Annotated in this window: 19 protein-coding genes and 2 pseudogenes; 11 read left to right on the forward strand and 10 right to left on the reverse strand. The window is 63.9% G+C overall.

Translation table 11 applies throughout. From position 1 onward, the window contains the following. Nucleotides 1–16: 16 nt before the first annotated feature. Together PG881_RS05190 and PG881_RS05195 are read right to left on the reverse strand one after the other, a co-directional pair. Nucleotides 17–535, reverse strand: a complete 519-nt coding sequence (locus PG881_RS05190) for a GNAT family N-acetyltransferase (RefSeq protein WP_080938376.1) — start codon at nt 533–535, stop codon at nt 17–19. Between the two features lie 128 nt (nt 536–663). Further along, the gene (locus PG881_RS05195) at nt 664–1314 is read right to left on the reverse strand and encodes a tellurite resistance TerB family protein (protein ID WP_270798401.1); all 651 of its coding nucleotides are present in this window, start codon (nt 1312–1314) and stop codon (nt 664–666) included. A 142-nt stretch (nt 1315–1456) separates the two neighbouring features. Here PG881_RS05195 and PG881_RS05200 point away from each other — a divergent pair, with 142 nt between their 5' ends. The 5 genes and pseudogenes from PG881_RS05200 to PG881_RS05220 all read left to right on the forward strand — a co-directional run bounded on the left by PG881_RS05200 (nt 1457) and on the right by PG881_RS05220 (nt 4317). Further along, nucleotides 1457–1768 carry a hypothetical protein gene (locus PG881_RS05200; protein ID WP_016350291.1) on the forward strand — a complete coding sequence of 104 codons (312 nt, stop codon included), beginning with the start codon at nt 1457–1459 and terminating at the stop codon, nt 1766–1768. Between the two features lie 20 nt (nt 1769–1788). Further along, complete coding sequence (locus tag PG881_RS05205) at nt 1789–2259, forward strand: acyl-CoA thioesterase (protein WP_011705527.1); 471 nt, start codon at nt 1789–1791, stop codon at nt 2257–2259. Between the two features lie 81 nt (nt 2260–2340). Continuing rightward, nucleotides 2341–2496: a pleiotropic regulatory protein RsmS gene (gene rsmS, locus PG881_RS05210; RefSeq protein ID WP_005299504.1), complete on the forward strand. Its 156-nt coding sequence runs from the start codon at nt 2341–2343 to the stop codon at nt 2494–2496. Between the two features lie 42 nt (nt 2497–2538). Further along, a pseudogene (locus tag PG881_RS05215) lies at nt 2539–3006 on the forward strand (GyrI-like domain-containing protein). Nucleotides 3007–3117: 111 nt separating this feature from the next. Then, nucleotides 3118–4317, forward strand: a complete 1200-nt coding sequence (locus tag PG881_RS05220; RefSeq protein ID WP_269383698.1) for an MFS transporter — start codon at nt 3118–3120, stop codon at nt 4315–4317. Between the two features lie 22 nt (nt 4318–4339). On the opposite strand, the gene PG881_RS05225 is transcribed toward PG881_RS05220, so the two are convergent. Continuing rightward, complete coding sequence (locus tag PG881_RS05225; protein ID WP_043166442.1) at nt 4340–5188, reverse strand: LysR family transcriptional regulator; 849 nt, start codon at nt 5186–5188, stop codon at nt 4340–4342. A 110-nt stretch (nt 5189–5298) separates the two neighbouring features. Here PG881_RS05225 and PG881_RS05230 point away from each other — a divergent pair, with 110 nt between their 5' ends. Together PG881_RS05230 and PG881_RS05235 are read left to right on the forward strand one after the other, a co-directional pair. Continuing rightward, nucleotides 5299–5802, forward strand: coding sequence for a nucleoside deaminase (locus PG881_RS05230; protein ID WP_270798412.1), 504 nt, complete (start codon nt 5299–5301; stop codon nt 5800–5802). Then, nucleotides 5795–7030 carry a cyanate transporter gene (locus PG881_RS05235; RefSeq protein ID WP_270798415.1) on the forward strand — a complete coding sequence of 412 codons (1236 nt, stop codon included), beginning with the start codon at nt 5795–5797 and terminating at the stop codon, nt 7028–7030. The genes PG881_RS05230 and PG881_RS05235 overlap by 8 nt, the downstream gene beginning before the upstream one ends. A gap of 74 nt (nt 7031–7104) precedes the next feature. On the opposite strand, the gene rluF is transcribed toward PG881_RS05235, so the two are convergent. Beyond that, nucleotides 7105–8139, reverse strand: a complete 1035-nt coding sequence (gene rluF / locus PG881_RS05240; RefSeq protein ID WP_024943742.1) for a 23S rRNA pseudouridine(2604) synthase RluF — start codon at nt 8137–8139, stop codon at nt 7105–7107. A gap of 629 nt (nt 8140–8768) precedes the next feature. On the opposite strand from rluF, the gene gdhA reads away from it, so the two are divergent. Both gdhA and PG881_RS05250 read left to right on the forward strand, forming a co-directional pair. Next, nucleotides 8769–10115, forward strand: a complete 1347-nt coding sequence (gdhA, locus tag PG881_RS05245) for an NADP-specific glutamate dehydrogenase (protein ID WP_017779216.1) — start codon at nt 8769–8771, stop codon at nt 10113–10115. Between the two features lie 198 nt (nt 10116–10313). Beyond that, on the forward strand, nt 10314–11897 hold the full coding sequence (locus PG881_RS05250; protein WP_270798424.1) for an alpha/beta hydrolase: 1584 nt from the start codon (nt 10314–10316) through the stop codon (nt 11895–11897). A 123-nt stretch (nt 11898–12020) separates the two neighbouring features. On the opposite strand, the gene PG881_RS05255 is transcribed toward PG881_RS05250, so the two are convergent. Together PG881_RS05255 and PG881_RS05265 are read right to left on the reverse strand one after the other, a co-directional pair. Then, nucleotides 12021–12389, reverse strand: a complete 369-nt coding sequence (locus tag PG881_RS05255; RefSeq protein ID WP_043160720.1) for a VOC family protein — start codon at nt 12387–12389, stop codon at nt 12021–12023. Nucleotides 12390–12542: 153 nt separating this feature from the next. Next, nucleotides 12543–12982, reverse strand: a pseudogene (locus tag PG881_RS05265) (hypothetical protein). A 256-nt stretch (nt 12983–13238) separates the two neighbouring features. Here PG881_RS05265 and PG881_RS05270 point away from each other — a divergent pair. Further along, entirely contained in the window at nt 13239–13916 is a 678-nt protein-coding gene (locus PG881_RS05270; RefSeq protein WP_270798436.1) for an HNH endonuclease, read from the forward strand. Between the two features lie 54 nt (nt 13917–13970). Here the strand turns inward: PG881_RS05270 and PG881_RS05275 are convergent, their stop codons facing one another. The 4 genes from PG881_RS05275 to PG881_RS05290 form a co-directional block, all read right to left on the reverse strand. Beyond that, entirely contained in the window at nt 13971–14558 is a 588-nt protein-coding gene (locus tag PG881_RS05275; RefSeq protein WP_270798438.1) for a histidine phosphatase family protein, read from the reverse strand. Between the two features lie 142 nt (nt 14559–14700). Then, the gene (locus PG881_RS05280) at nt 14701–15354 is read right to left on the reverse strand and encodes a helix-turn-helix transcriptional regulator (RefSeq protein WP_005299461.1); all 654 of its coding nucleotides are present in this window, start codon (nt 15352–15354) and stop codon (nt 14701–14703) included. A gap of 58 nt (nt 15355–15412) precedes the next feature. Further along, on the reverse strand, nt 15413–16702 hold the full coding sequence (locus PG881_RS05285; RefSeq protein ID WP_043166427.1) for an L-cysteine desulfidase family protein: 1290 nt from the start codon (nt 16700–16702) through the stop codon (nt 15413–15415). Between the two features lie 22 nt (nt 16703–16724). Continuing rightward, entirely contained in the window at nt 16725–17108 is a 384-nt protein-coding gene (locus tag PG881_RS05290; protein WP_005299455.1) for a Rid family detoxifying hydrolase, read from the reverse strand. Nucleotides 17109–17356: 248 nt separating this feature from the next. Between PG881_RS05290 and PG881_RS05295 the strand changes: the two genes are divergently transcribed. Further along, nucleotides 17357–18652 carry an aromatic amino acid transport family protein gene (locus PG881_RS05295; protein ID WP_270798443.1) on the forward strand — a complete coding sequence of 432 codons (1296 nt, stop codon included), beginning with the start codon at nt 17357–17359 and terminating at the stop codon, nt 18650–18652. Nucleotides 18653–18808: the final 156 nt, after the last annotated feature.

Raw genomic sequence — 18808 nt, forward strand, 5'->3', positions numbered from 1 at the left:
TCTGATTGAAACGGGCTTATCTGGCCATAGTCTGTGACAACATCTTGAACCCCAACGCCTCGTAGAGTGCCTTGGCCCGTTCGTTGAACGACATCACCTCCAGCCGGATCTGGTGGGCACCGTGCGCCTTGCCCCACTCGTCGCAATGGGCGATCAGCGCCTTGCCGATGCCTTGGGAGCGGCGCCCCTCATCGACCACCACGGTGCCGATGCGGCAGATGGGCTCTTTGCTGAGAAACGGGATGGTCTCGTTGATATCGATGCGGGCGGTCAAAAAGCCCACCACGGCCCCCTCCTGCTCGGCAACACAAAACAACCGCCCTTCGGCAGCGATGGCCGCCAGCAAGAAAGTCCGCTCCTCGGGGGATGGAGGGCAAAAGACCTGCGGGGCCTGCTCGAAGTGGATCTCTCCTATCTGCCGGTTCAGCTCGAGGATGGCGTCGATGTCCTGCTCTTGTGCCTTGCGTATTTCCAATGAATGCTCCTTGCCTCTGTGTCCTGGCGATGATGTGCCTGAGCGATGAGACGGTCTCATCTGCTCCCTTTTGGCCGAAGAGCCATCATAGTGGCTGCCCGCGCTAATAAGAAGTGCAGTGACTAGTGACCAGACACAACAAGGCCCCGTAACGGGGCCTCATCGACAATCCTTGTCCCTGGTGGGGTTCAGGCCGGCTGCGCCAACTGGGCCACCTGCCGCTCTATGCTGCCTTTGAGGTTGTCATCAAGCTTGAGGGCGCGCGCCAGCTCGTCCAGATAACCGTGCTCCATAAAGTGATCTACCTCGATGGCGAGCAGGGAGGCGAGGTAGACCTCGGTCGCCAGCTCCATGTCGGTCACTTCCCGCGCCAGGGCGTGGGGGTCGAGCGGGCGGGCCAGCTCGGCATCAATCCAGCGGGCCGCATCGCTCTGCCCCTGCTCGGTCAGGTACTGCTGGATCTTCTGGCGCTCGTCGCCGTCGATATGACCGTCGGCCCGGGCTGCCGCCACCATGGCGCGCACCAGAAGGGCTGCTCTGGCATCCAGCGCGTTGCCTTGCAGGGTATCGAGCGGCTGGGTCGGCTGGGCCGGGCTTGACTGCTGGGCCTGCCAATCCTGATAGAGCTTGTAGGCCAGCCCGCCGAGCGCCGCCGCGCCCCCCACCGCCGCCACCTTGCCGCCATATTTGCGCATCTTCTTGTTGCCAAGCAGCAGGGCCATGGCGCCGGCCGCGAGGCCCCCTTGCGCCATCCCCTTCATCTGCGCCTTGCGGCTGTCGCCGCCTTCGTTGAGCCAGCCTTTGCCAGCGCCCAACAACTGATCAAGCATCTGTTTCATCATGACTCCTCGCAATTGACTCTCCCATGCTTGCGCCGGGCCGATGAACCAAGAGTGAATGAGGCCCCATTATCGCAGCACAGCCTGTGCATCCCGTCGCCATTCGCGGTATACCTGAAACAGGTCAACAAGGAGCAACCGGATGCGCACCCTCACCCCATGGATCCCCCTCGGCCTGGCCCTGCTGTGCGGCCCCGCCCATGCCGCCAGCGAGCTCGATCGCCCCGCCCAGCAAGCCAAGCTGGATGCCGCCTGCCAGCAGGCCCAGCAGCAGCTGGTCGAGCAGGGCAAGCAACAGCGGATCGACGCCTGCATCAAGGCGGGCGGCAAGGCCGCCAAATGCCAGCAGGAGTTCGCCAGTTTTGGTCAGCGCGAGGGCAACAAGCGGCCCGACCTCAACAACCTGGCACCCTGCCAGCAGGCTGACGCCTATCGCAAGAGCTACCGACAATGACCCTCAATCAAGGAGCACCCATGACCCCACCCCGCGAGCTGACCCTGCAGTTTCTGGCCGAGCCCGCCGACGTCAACTTCGGTGGCAAGGTACACGGCGGCATGGTGATGAAGTGGATCGATCAGGCGGGCTACGCCTGCGCCGCCGGCTGGTGCGGCGGCTACGCGGTGACCGTCTACGTGGGGGGGATCCGCTTTTTGCGCCCCATCCAGATAGGCCAGCTGGTGGAGGTGCACGCCCAGGTGATCCACACAGGCACCACCAGCATGCACCTGGCGGTGGATGTCTACAGCCGCCATCCGGCCAGCCGGGAGCGCCACAAGACCACCCACTGCATCATCATCTTCGTGGCCATGGACGAGAGCGGCAAACCGACTCCGGTGCCCCAGTGGCAACCGCAAAACGAGAGCGATCGGCAGTTGCAGCAGTACGCCCTCAAATTGATGGCCCTGCGCGAGCAGATCGAGCAGGAGATGCGCCAGCACCTCTAGCCGGGTCGCCCGCAACACCAGACAGGTCCCCATCCGGGAGCGGCCCTGTATAATGGCGTTTTCCCCGTTACGGAGTCTGTCATGTCATTGGAAACTGCCCCGCCCGAGGTCCAGCTCGCGGTGGATCTCATCGAACTGCTGGAGACCAACCGGATTGAACCGGCCCTCGCCCTGGCGGCGCTGGCCATCGTCTCCGCGGACTATCAGCGCAAGCTCAACGAAGGCAAGGAGTGCTGAGCAAGGTTGCCTTGCCACCCATCGCGTACAGGAGGAGGTGTCATGACTGATCCCATCCGTTTTGAAACCGGCCGCCCCATGCTGCTTGGCGGCCTGCGTCGTCACCATGCCTTCGCCCACGCCGACTTCGGCGGCCAATGGCGCGATTTCAGCGCCCTGGGTCCGCTGCCGGGCCAGCTGGGCGAGCATGCCTATGGCGTCATCTGCGGCGTGACCGCGACCGAGTGCGAATACATGTGTGCGGTGGAGGTCGCCGCGCTGGAGGTGCTGCCCAGGACGCTGGGGCGGATGCGCATCGAGCCCCAGACCTATGCCGTCTTCCTGCATCAGGGGCATGTCTCGGCCATGCCGCACACCTGGCAGCAGGCGCTGGACTAGCTGGCGCAGTCCGCTTACCAGTCGGCCCACAAACCCGACTTCGAGCGCTATGGCGCCGCCTTTGACCCGGACACCGGCAGCGGCGAGGTCGAACTCTGGCTAGCCGTGCTGCCGCGCCAGGTCATCGCCTGAGCATCCCGCGCTCTCTGCCCTGATAAACCGGCAAGGTTTAACCCAGACGAGGGGCTGACTCGGCGCTCGGGCAGTGCAAGGATATGGCTCCCTTACTGCCCGAGAATTGTTATGGATAACCAGGAATGTCTCGACCAGGCCGGTCTCTGGAGCCGCTCCGCCCGCATCATGACGCTGGCCTGCCTCATCGTCTTCATGGCCCAGATGGCCACCACCGTTTACCTTCCCTCCCTGCCCGTGGTGATGACGGATCTCGCCATGACTAGGCAAGGGGCCGAGCTCTCCATCTCGCTGTTCGTCATCGGCGCCGCCCTGCCGGTGCTGTTCTGGGGCGCCGCCGCCGATCGCTACGGCCGCCGGCTGCCCCTCGCCCTGTCACTCTTGCTGTTCGTCGGCCTCAGCCTGCTGCTGGCCACCACCAGCCAGGGGCCGCTGCTCTTGATCCTGCGCACCCTGCAAGGGGTGGCGGCCGGCGGGGCGGCCATCATCGCCCGCATCCTGGTGCGGGATCACTGGCACGGCGATGAGCTGGCGCGCCGCCTCTCGGTGCTCTCCATCGCCTTTATCACCGCCCTCGGCGGCGGTCAGTGGATAGGCGGCCTCATCAGCCGTTATGCCCATTGGCAGCTGGGATTCGTGCTGATGGCCGGGGTTGGCGTGCTGGCGCTGCTCTTGATGAGCAGCCTGCCGCTGCAGGGGCCCAATCCGGCGGCGACGGGCGGCGGCATGTGGGCCCGTTACGCCAGCCTGCTGCGCCGCCCCGGCTTTTTCTGGCCGGCCTGCGCCGGCGGCATCGGCTTTGCCATCACGGTGACCCTGCAGGAGGTGAGCCCCTTCGTGCTGCAGCAGGGGTTTGCCCTCGAGGTCACCACCTTCGGCAGCCTGGGGTTGCTGATCGGTATCGCCTACTTCGCCGGTGCCATGACGGTCAACCGGCGGGTCGCCCGGGTGGGAGGTCGCCAGCTGATGCGCCAGGGGGCCGCGATCATACTGCTGGCGGCCGGCGGCATACTGCTGCTCTGGGCACTGGGCGCCCTGCAGGGCAGCGGCGGATTGGTGGCCATGATGACCTGCTACTGCCTCATCATCTTCGGGCAGGCGGTGCTCTTTCCCAACAGCATGGCGCTGGCGGTGAGCGATGGCCGCGAGCACGGCGCCTACGCCATGGCCCTGTGCGGCTTCCTGCAGCAGGGAGTGGCCGGGGTGGCCGCCGCCGGCGCCACCCTGGTGAGCCATCACGGTGCCTGGGCCCCGCTCGTCTTCACCCTGGCGCTCATCACCCTGCTCATCGTGCGCACCAGGGTGCGCTAAACAGGCACCTGCCTGCGTCCCCTCACCGCTCAGCGGGCCCCATCACCCGATCGCACAGGCTGATGAGGGCCTCGCAGAGGCGCGTGAGCGGCTCGCCGCGCTCCGCCCCCAGGTGCAGCGCCAGCTCCACCGGCGCCACCGCCGGCCAGTGGGTCAGCTCCTGCTGATCCGGCTGCAGCAAGCGCCGGGGCAGCAAGCTGACCCCGATCCCGGCGCTCACCGCCCCCTGCAGGCTGGCCAGGCTGGCGCTGACGTAGGCGATGCGCCAGCGCCGCCCCATCCCGTCGAGTGCCTCGGTCACCTGCCGCCGATAGAGCCCTTCGCTCGGGAACACCACCAGTGGCAGGGGATCTCGCTCGCTGGCGGGCCAGGCACGGCTGTCGACCCAGGCCAGCGGCTCGCGCCAGCAGGCGCGCGGCGCCCCCTGTCCCCGCGCCTGTTTGACCAGCGCCAAATCCAGCTCGCCGGCCTCGAAGCGCTGCCAGATCTCGTGGCTGAGGCCGCTGTGCACCTCCAGCCGCACCTGCGGGTAATCGCGGGCAAAGGCTGCCAGCACCGGGGCGATGGCGCCGGCGGCAAAATCCTCCGGAACCCCCAGGCTCAGCTGCAGGCTGGCCTCGGCCACCTGCTCCTCGGCCCGGGCCAGCAGGGCCAGGATGCTGCGGGCCAGCCCCAGCAGCTTCTCCCCCTCTGCCGTGGTCACCACCTGGCGACCGGAGCGGTCCAGCAGCGGGCAACCGAGCTGCTGCTCGAGCCGCCGCATCTGCTGGCTGATGGTGGATTGGGTGAGGTGCACCCGTTCACCGGCGCGGGTAAAACTGCCGCTGTCGACGATGGCGACAAAGCTGCGCAGCAAGAGAGGATCCAGCATGGCGACTCCATTTACAAAACCACTGGATGTCATTCTATCATTTAATTTCCACATGACTGATTCCCCCGTTAGGCTGGTCTCCTCCCATCCCCTTGCCTCGAGGATCCGTCATGCCCCACTCCCTTGCCGAACCCGCCGGCTCACGCCTGATCGCGTCGCTGACCGCCAATCCCAGCCATCAGGAGTGGCTGGAGCAGGCGCTGCAACTGGCCCTTCATAACCGCCAGCAAGGAGGCCGCCCCTTTGCCGCCCTGCTGGTGCGAGACAACCAGCTGGTGACCCGCGCCGTCAACGGCATGCACCAGGATGGCGACCCCACCCGCCACGCCGAGCTGGAAGCCCTGCGCCAGGCCAGCCAGGTCGGGCCGCTGGCGGGCGCCATCGTCTACGCCAGCGGTCACCCCTGCCCCATGTGCCTGAGCGCCCTGGTGATGAACGGCATTGCCGCCGTCTATTACGCCTTCGATAACGAGGATGCGGCCCCGTTCGGCTTTGACAGCACGGCCGCTTACCACAAGCTGGGCCTGCCCCTCGCGCCAGCCCCCCTGCCGCTTATCAAGCTGCCGAGCCCGCTGGCCGCCGCCGAGCTCTATGGTGCACCAGACCATGACTGAGGCCCGCATCGATGCGCGCCAGCAGCAGGCCCTGCTGGTGCTGGTGATCCTGATCGGGCTCAACCTGCGGCCGTTTCTCACCGCCATCGGCCCCCTCAGCCGCGACATTGCCGAGGCGCTCGGTCTTGGCATGGATACCCTGGCCTGGCTGACCCTGCTGCCGCTCTGGCTCATCGGCGGCGGCGTGCTGCTCACCCCGGCCCTGCGCAGTCGCACCGGGCCGCGCCAGTTGCTGGGGGCTGCCCTGCTGCTGCTGGGAATGGGCAGCGCCATGCGCTTCGAGGCAGCCAGCGGCGCCCTGCTCATCGCCAGCGCCGCCCTCTGCGGGCTGGGTTCGGCCCTGGTGCAAGGGGTGCTGCCCGGCCTCATCAAGCAGGCCTTTGCCCAGAAGGTGCCGCTGGTGATGGGCATCTTCTCGGCCTGCATGATGGGGGGCGGGGCGCTGGGTGCCAGCCTCACCCCGCAGCTCGCCGCCCGGCTCGACTGGTCCCAGGCGCTGGCGCTGTGGAGCCTGCCGGTGCTGCTGGCCATGGGCTGGCTCGGCTGGCGAGTACGGCTGCCCGCAACGCCGGTGGCAGTATCCGGCGGCGGCGAGCAGCGCCTCATCAGCCTGCCCCGCAGCTGGCTGCTGATAAGCTGCTTTGGCATCATCAACAGCGGTTACGGCATCGTCGTGGCCTGGCTGGCGCCGGCCTACATGGCGCAGGGCTGGAGCCCCCAGCAGGGGGGCGAGCTGGTGGCCTGGCTGGCGCTGGCCCAGACCGTGAGCGGCCTCGGCCTGCCGCTGCTGGCCGCCCGCCGGCTCGACCGGCGGCCCTGGATGGGATTGGCCATCGCCATGCAACTGGCCGGCTTTGGCGGCCTCTGGCTGGCGCCAACTGCCGCCCCCATCCTCTGGTGCATGCTGTGCGGCGCCGGGCTTGGCGGCAGCTTCTCCCTCATCATGGTCATAGCGCTCGATCACCTGCCCGACCCGCGCCGCGCCGGCACCCTCAGCGCCCTGATGCAGGGATTCGGCTTCATGCTGGCAGCCACCGGCCCCTGGGTGGCGGCCCGCCTGCATCACCTGAGCGGTGACTTCGCCGCCGCCTGGCAGTGGCAGCTGGCCGGCCTGGTGCTGATGAGCCTGCTGGTCTTGCGCCTCGACCCGCGTTACTACCCGAGGGCGATGCGACAATCCAGCAACGAAACCACGGCTCCGTTGACACGGGACAACCCTTCCGCCTAGCTCAGTCGCCAAAACAAAAACACCGGCCTGTGGCCGGTGTTTTTTACTGTCAACGCAGGGAGTGAGAGGGGGGCTTAGCGCCCCTTCTTCTGCCGCCCACCCTGACCGGCGCGCGGTTTGCCGGCCGCCGGTTTGGTCCCCTTGTTAGGGGCGCCTTTGCCTGCGCTACCTTTGGCCGCGCCGCCTTTACCGGCAGCCCCCTTACCGGCCGGGCTCTTGCTTTCAAATGCCGACGGCCCCGGCACGTTGGGACGCCCGCCAATCTCGTGGTCATCATCCCGGCGCGGTTTTTTGCCCGGTGCCGGCTTGCCGGCTTGCGCGGCGGATGCCTTGGGTTTACCACCCTGCCCGGCGGCAGCTTGCCCGCCTTTGGCCGGTTTCACCTCGGAGGAGGAGTCTTCAATCAGCTTGAACAGCTCGATCAGCTCGTCGTCGGTGAGATCGCGCCACTCGCCCACCGGCAACCCCTTGAGGCTGACGTTCATGATGCGGATACGCTCGAGCTTGGTCACCTCGAAGCCGAAGTGCTCGCACATGCGGCGGATCTGGCGGTTCAGCCCCTGCACCAGGGTGATGCGAAACACGAACGGCGCCTCTTTCTTCACCTTGCACTTCTTGGTGACGGCCCCCAGGATCGGCACCCCGGCGCCCATGCCCCGGATAAACTCGTCGGTGACCGGCTTGTCGACGGTCACCAGATACTCTTTCTCGTGATCGTTGCCCGCCCGCAGGATCTTGTTGACCAGATCGCCGTGGTTGGTCAGGAAGATGAGCCCCTGGGAGTCCTTGTCGAGCCGGCCGATGGGGAAGATGCGGGTACTGTGGTTGACGAAGTCGACGATGTTGTCCTTCTCGCCCGCCTCGGTGGTGGAGACGATGCCCACCGGCTTGTTCAGGGCGATGAAGACCAGGCTGTCCGCCTCGCGCGGCTCGATCACCTGGCCGTTGACCTTGACCAGATCCCCGGCAAACACCTGATCCCCCACCCCGGCCCGCTTGCCGTTGATGAAGACGTTGCCCTGCTCGATAAAGCGGTCGGCCTCGCGACGCGAGCAGATGCCGCTCTCGCTGATGTATTTGTTCAGGCGCATGGATTCATCAGCCAGCATGGATCACCTGCCACTGGCCTGCGGCCTGGATCCGGGTCATCAGGGCGGCACACTGCCGGTTCACTAACTCAAAATTGTGCATATCATTCCATCTTCAAAAAAGGCCGTTACCGACCTGTCCGGCAAAAAGCGCCGACACATTAACATATTGCCCCCTGACACACGCCGGATAGTTGCACTCGGCCCGCCCCCTTCTTGCAAAATGCGCCCCCTGTCACGCGGCCAGCCCCCGGTATTGCATCGTCATGCGCGGCCATTCGATTGCCGCCGGCACCGCCGAAGTCAGCATGGTAATGGCCACTTCCGCCGTTGTGCGGGGTTCTCTCGCTACGCTATAAAGATGCATGAAATATGCAATAAACAATAACCCAAGCCAAATGACAGCAACATTTTCTTGCTATTTATTAATCAAAAATGCATAAAAAGATTTTGATTCGCGCGAATTATCTGCCCCTTCCGGCGCTCTTTTCTGCTGTTTTCGGCGATTCGCACAACAATTTTCGCCCAATCGCGAAAAACACCAAATATTCACCTGCATCCAGGCCTGACAAAAACCATAAATTTGGCTGCAGGGTGTGCACTTTTCTCTGGCAAGAGGCCACTTTTACCCTTCACTACAGGAGTTACAGATGAGTCATTCCCTCTCCCAGGCGGATTTTCTGGCCCAGGTCGCCAGCCGCAATCCCCATCAACCGGAGTTCATTCAGGCCGTGAGCGAGGTGATCGCCTCCATCTGGCCCTATGTGGTACGCCACCCCCGCTACCTGCAGCACGGCCTGCTGGAGCGGCTGGTGGAGCCGGAGCGGCTGATCCAGTTTCGGGTGAGCTGGGTGGATGATCGAGGGCAGGTGCAGGTGAACCGGGGCTACCGGGTGCAGCACAGCTCCGCCATCGGCCCCTTCAAGGGGGGGATGCGCTTTCACCCCTCGGTGGATACCTCGGTGCTCAAGTTCCTCGCCTTCGAGCAGACCTTCAAGAATGCCCTCACCACCTTGCCCATGGGCGGCGGCAAGGGGGGCAGCGATTTTGATCCCAAGGGCAAGAGCGAGGGAGAGGTGATGCGCTTTTGCCAGGCGCTGATGCTGGAGCTGCATCGTCACCTCGGTGCCGACACCGACGTGCCGGCCGGTGACATCGGGGTGGGCGGGCGCGAGGTGAGCTACATGGCGGGCATGATGAAGAAGCTCACCAACAGCGCCGAGTGCGTCTTTACCGGCAAGGGGCTCTCCTTTGGCGGCAGCCTGATCCGTCCGGAAGCCACCGGTTACGGCCTGCTCTATTTCGTCGAGGCCATGCTGGCCAACCGGGGGCAATCTCTGGACGGCATGACGGTCTCTGTGTCGGGCTCAGGCAACGTGGCCCAGTACGCCATCGAGAAGGCAATGGCCCTCGGCGCCCGGGTCATCACCGCCTCCGACTCCGGCGGCACCGTCTACGATCCGGCGGGCTTTACCCCCGAGAAACTGGCGCGGCTGATGGCGCTCAAAAACGAGCAGCGCAAACGCATCGCCGATTATGCCCACGAGGAGGGGCTGGAGTTTTTCAGCGGCCGCACTCCCTGGCACCTGCCGACGGACGTTGCCCTCCCCTGCGCCACCCAGAACGAGCTGGATGAGTCGGACGCCACCACCTTGATTGCCAATGGCGTGCAACTGGTGGCCGAGGGGGCCAACATGCCGAGCAGCGCCGCCGCCATTCGCCGCCTGCACGAGGCCAAGGTGCTGTTTGCCCCGGGCAAGGCCGCCAACGCCGGCGGGGTCGCCACCTCGGGCCTCGAGATGAGCCAGAATGCCCAGCGCCTCTGCTGGAGCCGGGAAGAGGTGGACGCCCGCCTCAAGGGGATCATGACCAGCATCCACGCCACCTGTGTGCACTATGGCCAGGATGAGACGGGTCACGTGAACTACGAAAGCGGCGCCAATATCGCCGGCTTCGTCAAGGTGGCCGACGCCATGCTGGCCCAGGGGGTCTGCTGACACTCTCAACAACCGTACAGACGGATCCCCGTACCACAGAGGGCAGCCCCGGGGCTGCCCTCTGTTTACTCGGATGAGTCGCTCACTGTCTGTACTTATCACCTTGTTTCCCTTAGGCTTTAAGCCAGCTTTCGACCCTTAGTACGGCCGTCGTGGACGCGGGGCCGCCTCTCTTTTATCAGTGCCAAGGACTCTCCCATGCTGGCTCGCACCCGCCGCCTCGTTCGCCGCCTTCTTCTCAGCCTGCTGGGCTTGCTGCTGCTCGGCTGGACCCTGGTAGCCTACTTCGCCTGGCAGGCGGCGCCGCTGCAGCCCTGGCACACCCTGGTGCCGCCCGAGCTCAGCGCCGAGCAGCTCGATAACAGCGACTGGCAGGCCTATCTGGCCCACGAGCAGCAGCTGTTCGAGCTGGTGACCAAGGAGGTGATCGCCAGAACGCCGCCGGAGCAGCAGCTCGACAGCAATCGCTACTATCGGGATGCCCCCATCAATCCGGCTCATTTTGCAACCGACTGGAACCGCTCCTATCTGCTGCGCCCGAGCGGCGAGGTGAAAGGGGTGGCGGTGTTCCTGCACGGTTTGACCGACTCCCCCTACAGCCTGCGCCACCTGGCCCAGCGCTACCGCGAGCAGGGCTTCATCGCCCTGGGGCTGCGCATTCCGGGCCACGGCACCGTGCCGGCCGGGCTGGTCGACATCGACTGGGAGACCTGGCTGGCCGCCACCCGGCTGGCGGTGCGCGAAGCCAGAGTACTGGCGCCAAGCCCGCTGCCGCTGCATCTGGTGGGGTTTTCCAACGGCGGCGCGCTGGCGGTAAAATATGCGCTCGATGCGGAAGGTGGCAAGACAGGGGCACTGGCAAGGCCGGATCGGCTGGTGCTCATCTCCCCCATGATAGGGGTGACCCGCTTTGCCCGCTTCGCCGGTCTCAAGGCGGTGCCCGCCCTGCTGCCCGCCTTTGCCAGCGCCGCCTGGCTCGACACCATGCCGGAGTTCAACCCCTTCAAGTACAACTCGTTTCCGGTCAACGGTGCGCGCCAGTCCTACCGGCTGACCCACGCCATCCAGCAGCAGGTGCGTGAGCAGGCTGCCAGCGGCGAGTTGGCGACCTTCCCGCCCACCCTCACCTTCCAGTCGGTGATGGACTACACCGTCAGTACCCGCTCCATCATCGCCGATCTCTATCACTTCCTGCCTGCCAACGGCAGCGAGCTGGTGCTGTTCGACATCAACCGCGGCACCCTGTTCGGCCCGCTGCTGAGCAGCGCCTCCGAGCTGGCGCTGAGCCACCTGCTGCCGCGACCGCCGCTCTCCTACCGGCTGACGGTGGTGGGCAATCAGGCTCCCGCCAGCACCCGCACCCAGGCCAGCAGTCTGCCGGCCGGTGGCGGACCTGAGCAGATCCAGCCCCTCGACATCGACTACCCCAGGGAGATCTACTCCCTCTCCCACGTGGCCCTGCCCTTCCCGATGGATGACCCCCTCTACGGCATGGCGCCACGGCCCGAGCAGCGGGAACAATACGGCATCAACCTGGGGGGGTTGGCCCTGCGCGGTGAGCGCGGGGTGCTGATCGTCAACCCCGGCGCCCTCACCCGCACCTCCTCCAACCCCTTCTTCCCCTATCTGCAGCAGAAGGTGATAGAGACGCTGACCGCGCCAGCCCAACCGCCGGCAGGCAAGCAGCCAACCCCGGTCTGGGACAGCGAAGACGAGGCCGCCTATCAGGCGGAGCGGGAACAGTTTTTACAGGATGCGCAGGAGAGCGAGGCTCCCTTCTAGAGCCCTGGCCAGGACCCGTTGCGGCTGTGTGTCAGGATGGTGCCGGCGCGGAGCCTCTCACCGCTTGCCCCGATCGCCCCGGCAGGGCGGCATGCACCGGCCGTCACCCGATGCCAAGCGCCATCAGGGATAACGGCTGATCTCAATCAGGTTCTGATCCGGATCCAGGCAGTAGACCGACTCGATGGGGCCACAGGCTCCGCTCTTGGTCACCGGCCCCTCCACTATCTCCACCCCGTGGCAATGGAGCTGGGCGATGACCTGATCCAGCGGCCACCGAGTGATAAGGCAGAGATCCCCCGAGCCCACCTGCGCCCGGTTGCGCGGCTCCTGCCCCAGCAGTTGCAGGTTGATCTTCTGGTTGCCAAAGCGCAGGGCCCGGCGGCCCGCCCCGAAGGTGATGGCTTCCATGTTGAGCACTGAGCTGTAAAACGCGACGGCCCGCTCGATATCACTGACCGTCAATACCAGATGGTCGATATGGCTGATCATGTCCCCTCCTGGCTGATGTGTGTCGATAGCGCTGGCCCGACAGACTGGCCTGTGGGCATCCTCATCATACCCAAATGTCCACCTGGCAACTGTGCCGAATGGCGCAAAGATGGCCGAGCAAAGCCGCTAGCTGAGCGAAGGCGGCGTTGGCCTTCACTGTTGGGTACCACACGCCTGATCACGCTGGGCCAGCAGGGTTTCATCATCACTGTCCATCGCGGCCAGAATGGCTTGATTGCAGGCGCGCTCGGCCTGCCGGGCCGCATCCGGTTTGCTCTCGCGAATGTCGGCGATCATGGGGTGGTAGTTAACTGAGGCTGCTGCGAGTGGCTGTCATCCTGGCGCGACAACTGATCGCACAGCTTGCTAAATAGCGCTGCCGCCTTGACGGTGCATTGGCTGAAGCGCCGTGCATCCTGCTCATAACTGCGGCAGACGCTTTTCGGCTGCAACTGCCAAAACTGGAAGGCAAAGGGGATTTGTTCCCCCTCATACTCCACCACCAGCGACTTGAGCTCAGTGCCATAAATATCCGATACCTGCTGCTGTACCAGATTGAGATAAGCCGAGAAAAGATAAGAAACCGGATCCATCACCACCTCCTTGTGGTTGACCTGGGTGAACTGACGTCTGTTACTCCCCTGCGCTAAGTCTCTAATGAAAGGACCCACTCTAGCCTACTGCTTACTATCAGCTAATTGCTTGATGATGCACACATTATTGTGCCAACACAGCTGAAATAAGGTGTCGATTGGATTAAGATGCGCGCCATATCAGGTAACTCGGATGGGGCCATCCCGATCAAATCGGGGCTTGAGGCGACCGAGAAACAGGGCTGAGGAGCCAGTTTTGCGCGGGACATGGACAGAAGAGGAACTAAGGGCAACGGTCAGCGCCTACCTGGAGATGCGCACCATGGAGCAAAATGGCGTCCCCTTCGTCAAAAAGCGCTATTACACCGAACTCGCTAACCAGTTTGGCCGCACCGAGAAGGCATTCGAGTATCGAATGCAGAACATCTCCTATATCTGTGCCCTGCTAGGGCGGACCTGGGTATCAGGTCTCAAGCCGGCTAAAAACGTGGGCCCCCACAATGCCCCCATCATAGAGCGCCTGCTCTGTGAGCTCGATGGCCAACCCTATACCGGCAAGGCCGCCTTTGAACATCAAGTGAGCCGCTACAAGAGCAAGCCAACACTCCCCACGCCCATCGGCATCCAAGAACCACAGCAGCGTTATGGAGCCAACCCTAGCTATGGGCGGGATCCAAAGGTGAAGGCTTGGGTATTGATGACGGCGGCGGGCCACTGCGAAAGCTGCGCCCAACCGGCCCCTTTTCATGCCACCACAGGGGACGCCTTCTTAGAGGTGCATCATCTGCGCACACTCGCCGAAGGGGGTTCGGATACCATTAGCAACACGGTGGCGCTCTGCCCTAATTGCCACCGTGAGCTGCACTATGGCGTCAACCAGGCACAAAAGCGTGAGGCCCTTTACCAGGCGCTGCCCAGGCTGGTGCGAGAATAACGCGCCTGCTTCGCTCATAAAAAAACGGCTCGCCGATGGCGAGCTGTTTTGGGGTCAGCAGGGGATCCGCTCGATGCGGCCACCGCTCAGTTTGAAGAAGGCATCCTGCGGCAGCTCCTGCAGCCAGGTGGTGGTGTAGTCCAGATCCGCATAGGCGCCGCGCAGCATGGCGCCGAACAACCCGTGGGAGACCACGATGGCGCGCTCGGCGATACGCTCATCCTGCAGCCAGCTCAGCGCCCGGCCTTGAATGCTCTGAAAACTCTCCCCCGCGGGGGCTTGCAGATACCAGTCTGGCTGTTCCAGATCGAGCTCGGGGTGGGCCGCCAGCAGCTCGGGCACCCGGCGACTCTCCCACTCCCCCATCCCCAGCTCCACCAGTCGCTCGTCCCAGACGATACGCGCTTGGTCCAAGCCAAGCTGCTGGCATACCCGCTCCGCGGTCTGGCGCGCCCGGCCGAGGGGGCTGGCGTAAAGGGTCCAGTCGGCGGGCTCGGCCAGGAGCTTGGCCAGACGGGCCCCCATGGCGAGGGCCTGGGCTTCCCCCTTGGTGGTCAGTTCGGAGTTGCAGCGCCCCTGCAGCCGCAGTTCGGCGTTGTAACGGGTCTGGCCGTGGCGCAGCAGATAGAGGGTACGGGACATGGTTTCTCCAGCAGGTTCAATGAGATAACAAAAACAGAAGAGGCATGATAACAGATGCACCGGGGCAGCCAAGGCGCAGGCGGGGGGCGTAAACAAACAAAACGGGTCAATGCTGACCCGTTAATGCTGGCTGGAGCGGCGCTCAGCCCTTCTTGATCTCCCGCAGATAGCGGTAGATGGAGTGAACCGAGATGCCGAGCTGACGGGCCGCTATCTGGGCGCTGTCCTTGAGCTCGAAGATGCCGAGCTCGTGCAGCTGGTTCACCATGACCCGGGTCTTCTGGGACGGGGGCACCGCCTCGTTGCCGCGCACCTCGGCACTGACGGTGTCGATGGTGCTGTTGAGGGCCTCGTCGATGTTGCGGGCAAACACCTCCGGGGTGGCGTGACCATCGTGGCCGTGCAGGCACTCCGGCATCATGGTGCGCAGCACGGATTGCAGCGGGGCATCCATGTCGGTGTTGATGCAGAGCAAGCCGATGGCCTGCCCTTCACCATTGCGAATGACGGTGGTGAGCGAGCGCAGCGTCTTGCCGGTGGCGCACTTGGTCATGTAGGGGCTGGAGATATCCTGCCCGCTCTTGAGTTTCATCATCGCCAGGTTGGTGATGGGAGCACCGACGCTGCGCCCCGTGATATGGCCGTTGGCAATCTTGATGATCGACGGATTGCGCGCATCCAGGCTGTGCAGCAGCACCTCGGTGTGCTGACCATACATGGCGGCGATACCGTCCACGATGATCTCCATCGCCTTGAGGATCTCGAAATCGGTCTGACTCAGCTCTTGCAGCTTCACATTGAAACCTTATAAAAGGGCCGCCGACCCGGGCAAGGGCGGCAGCCGACAGGGACACTCAGGCGGACATGATATCAATAATGGTGCTGTCTGTGGCAGACATGCCGTCTTTGACCATCTGACCCACGTTGCGAATGGTCTGCTCCACGTTGCCCGCCACGATCCCCTGCCCCGATACCGCATGGCTGTTGAGCGCCATCAGGAAGCCGCGTACCGCCGCCCCGGAGGAGGTGCTCACCTTCATGGCGCAGGAGGCCTTGGCGCCATCGCACACCATGCCGGCGCTGTCGCTCAGCACGTTCTGGATCGCGTGGCAGGATTGCTCGAAACTGCCGCCCGCCAGGTAGACCATGGCCATGGCCGCCGCCGCGCTGGTGACCGTGTTGCCGCAAAAGGCCGACAACGGCGGATAGTGGGACTTGATGTAGATGGCCCCCAGATGGCTCATGATGAGGGCGCGGGCAAGCTGCTCTTCGCTGGCACCGAAGCGCTCGGCGATGACCACCACCGGGATGGTGGCGGCGATGCCCTGGTTGCCGCTGCCAAAGTTGCTCATGGCCGGCAGGCTGGCGCCCCCCATGCGCGCATCGGAAGCCGCCGCGGTGCGCATCACGATGCGGTTCATCACGTCCTCGCCGATGAGGCCGGCCTGGATGTTCTGCTGCATGGTGCGGCCGATCTCGAGGCCGTAGGGGTTGTTCATCCCCTCGTCGGAGAGTTTGCCGTTGAGCTCGGAGGCCTGCAGGATAAAGCGGATCTGCTCGAACTCCACCTGGGTGGCGAACTCATGAATGGCGGCGATGCTGATGTCGACCCCGTCGCAGATGGCACCGGTGGCGCCGCCCTGGCCCTGCTCGGCCGTGAAGGTCACTTCATCATTGCGGCGCTGCTCGACGATGCGGGTATGGCCGCCGCACAGGGTCACCTCGGCGCTGTGCTCGGTGCCCTCTGCATCAAGGCCCAGCAGCCGGACCCGACAATAGATGAACTCGGGGGCCGAGGTGCGGCTCACCTGCACCTGGCCTGCATCGATCAGCTCCTGCGCCTCTGCGACCTGGGCCGGCGTGATGGCGGCCAGCACCTCCAGCCCGGCCTCGGCGTTACCGCCGATGGCGCCGGCGGCAGCGGCAATGGCCAGCCCAATCTTGCCGGTGCCCGGCACATAGACCCCCATGGAGTTCTTGTATAGGTTGTCCGACACCACCACCTCCAGCCGGACGGGCTTGCAGCCCAGTTGCCGGGCGGCGACGGCGGCGGCATAAGCGGCGGCGATGGGCTCGGTACAGCCCAGCGCCGGTTTGACAACCTGTTGAATAATCTGCAGATACTGCTGCCACGCTTGCTTCATCAGAACACCCTTTCTATCAACATTAACCAGCGATGTGAGCGATCGCTTCCACTTCCACCCTGACACCCATCGGCAGATCCTTCACGGCAAAGCAGCTGCGGGCCGGGCAATCTTTCAGGAAATAGCGTTTATAAACCTCGTTGAACGCGGCAAAATCACTGATCTCGGCGAGATAACAGGTGGTCTTGAGCACGGTATCCAGGTTGCCGCCGGCGGCTTCCAAGACATGCTTGAGGTTCTCCAGCGCCTGACGGCTCTGGGCTTCGATGCCCCCTTCCACCACGCCGCCCTGCTGTTTGCACACCGGCAGCTGGCCGGAGGTAAAGATGAGGTCGCCATAGGCAGTGCCATGGCTGTAGGGACCGATGGCATCGGGTGCGGCATCCGCCACGATGATCTTTTTCATATCGCCACTCCTTAAAATGCAATTATTTTTGCAATCAATAGTCTCGTCTTGTTCAACATTATTTGCTTATTAGGCATTCCATTCAACTAAAACCTGCAAAAACAGCGATAAATTCGGTAGTAGACGCAAATTGAAAGCGTGATCTGTCTCCCTCTTTAGGTAGAAGAGCGATAAAAAGCATTGTTTTGCCGCTTTTTATTCAACTATATTTGCGCCTGATTTTTACCCCTACAAAAACAAGGTATTTTATGGACGCGCACAGTACGACACTCACCCGGCCCGTGATGGGCACGCTGGAATGGAAAGAAGCGGTTCGTTTTGACAGCACCGACTGGGGCTGGGTCATCATGAGCATCGGCATGGCCATCGGGGCGGGGATCGTCTTCCTGCCGGTGCAGGTGGGATTGATGGGGCTGTGGGTGTTTCTGCTGTCGGCGGTGATCGGCTACCCGGCCATGTACATGTTCCAGCGCCTCTTCATCAATACCCTGGCCACCTCGCCCGAGTGCAAGGACTACCCCAGCGTCATCAGCGGCTACCTCGGCAAGAACTGGGGCGTGCTGCTCGGCGCCCTCTACTTCGTGATGCTGGTGATCTGGGTGTTCGTCTACTCCACCGCCATCACCAATGACAGCGCCTCCTTCCTGCAAAGCTTCGGGGTCACCCAGCAACTGCTCTCCGAGAATCCCTTCTACGGCCTGGTGCTGATCTGCGCCCTGGTGGCGCTGGCCTCGCGCGGCGAGAACCTGCTGTTCAAGATCTCCACCTTCATGGTGCTGACCAAGATCAGCGTGGTGGCGGTGCTCGGTCTGATGATGGTGAGCAAGTGGGATGCCGCCAACATCACCGCCATGCCGGCCACCGGTGACTGGCTGAAGGATGCCATCGTCATGCTCCCCTTCACCCTCACCTCCATTCTCTTCATCCAGAGCCTGAGCCCCATGGTGATCTCCTACCGCTCGCGGGAAAAATCCCTGGAAGTGGCCCGCTTCAAAGCGATGCGAGCCATGAACATCGCCTTTGGCATCCTGTTCGTGGTGGTGTTCTTCTACGCCGTCTCCTTCACCCTCGCCATGGGCCACGAGCAGGCGGTCAAGGCCTCCGAAGAGAACATCTCGGCGCTGGCCATGGTGGCCCAGGGCATGCCGGGCCAGACCCTCAAGCTGCTCAGCCTCACCCTCAACATCTTCGCGGTGATGACCGCCTACTTCGGCGTCTATCTCGGCTTTCGTGAAGCCTGCCAGGGGCTGGCGATGAACCTGCAGCGCCGGGTGATGCCGGAAGATCGCATCAACAAGGGGCTGGTGGGCAAGGGCATCATGCTGTTCACCGTGCTGCTCTCCTGGGGGGCCATCGTGCTCAATGCCCCGGTGCTGAGCTTCACCTCCATCTGCAGCCCCATCTTCGGCATGGTGGGGTGCCTCATCCCGGCCTACCTGGTCTATCAGGTGCCGGCGCTGCACAAGTACAAGGGAGTCTCCCTCTACATCATCATCGTCACCGGCCTGCTGCTCTGCGTCTCGCCCTTCCTGGCGTTCAACTGAGTCGCGACCTTCTCCGATCGGCGACGGGCCACCCTGAGGGTGGCCCGTTTTTCTGACCCATTCAGCCCCCTCTCCACGGGAAAAAGCCAAGGGGATCACAACTTCCACCCCGCCCCCAGCCGAGCCACCCGGTGAGGAGTAATATCCAGCCATCCC

It is taken from the genome of Aeromonas sp. QDB54, assembly GCF_027707385.1.
Taxonomy (GTDB): Bacteria; Pseudomonadota; Gammaproteobacteria; order Enterobacterales; family Aeromonadaceae; genus Aeromonas; species Aeromonas hydrophila.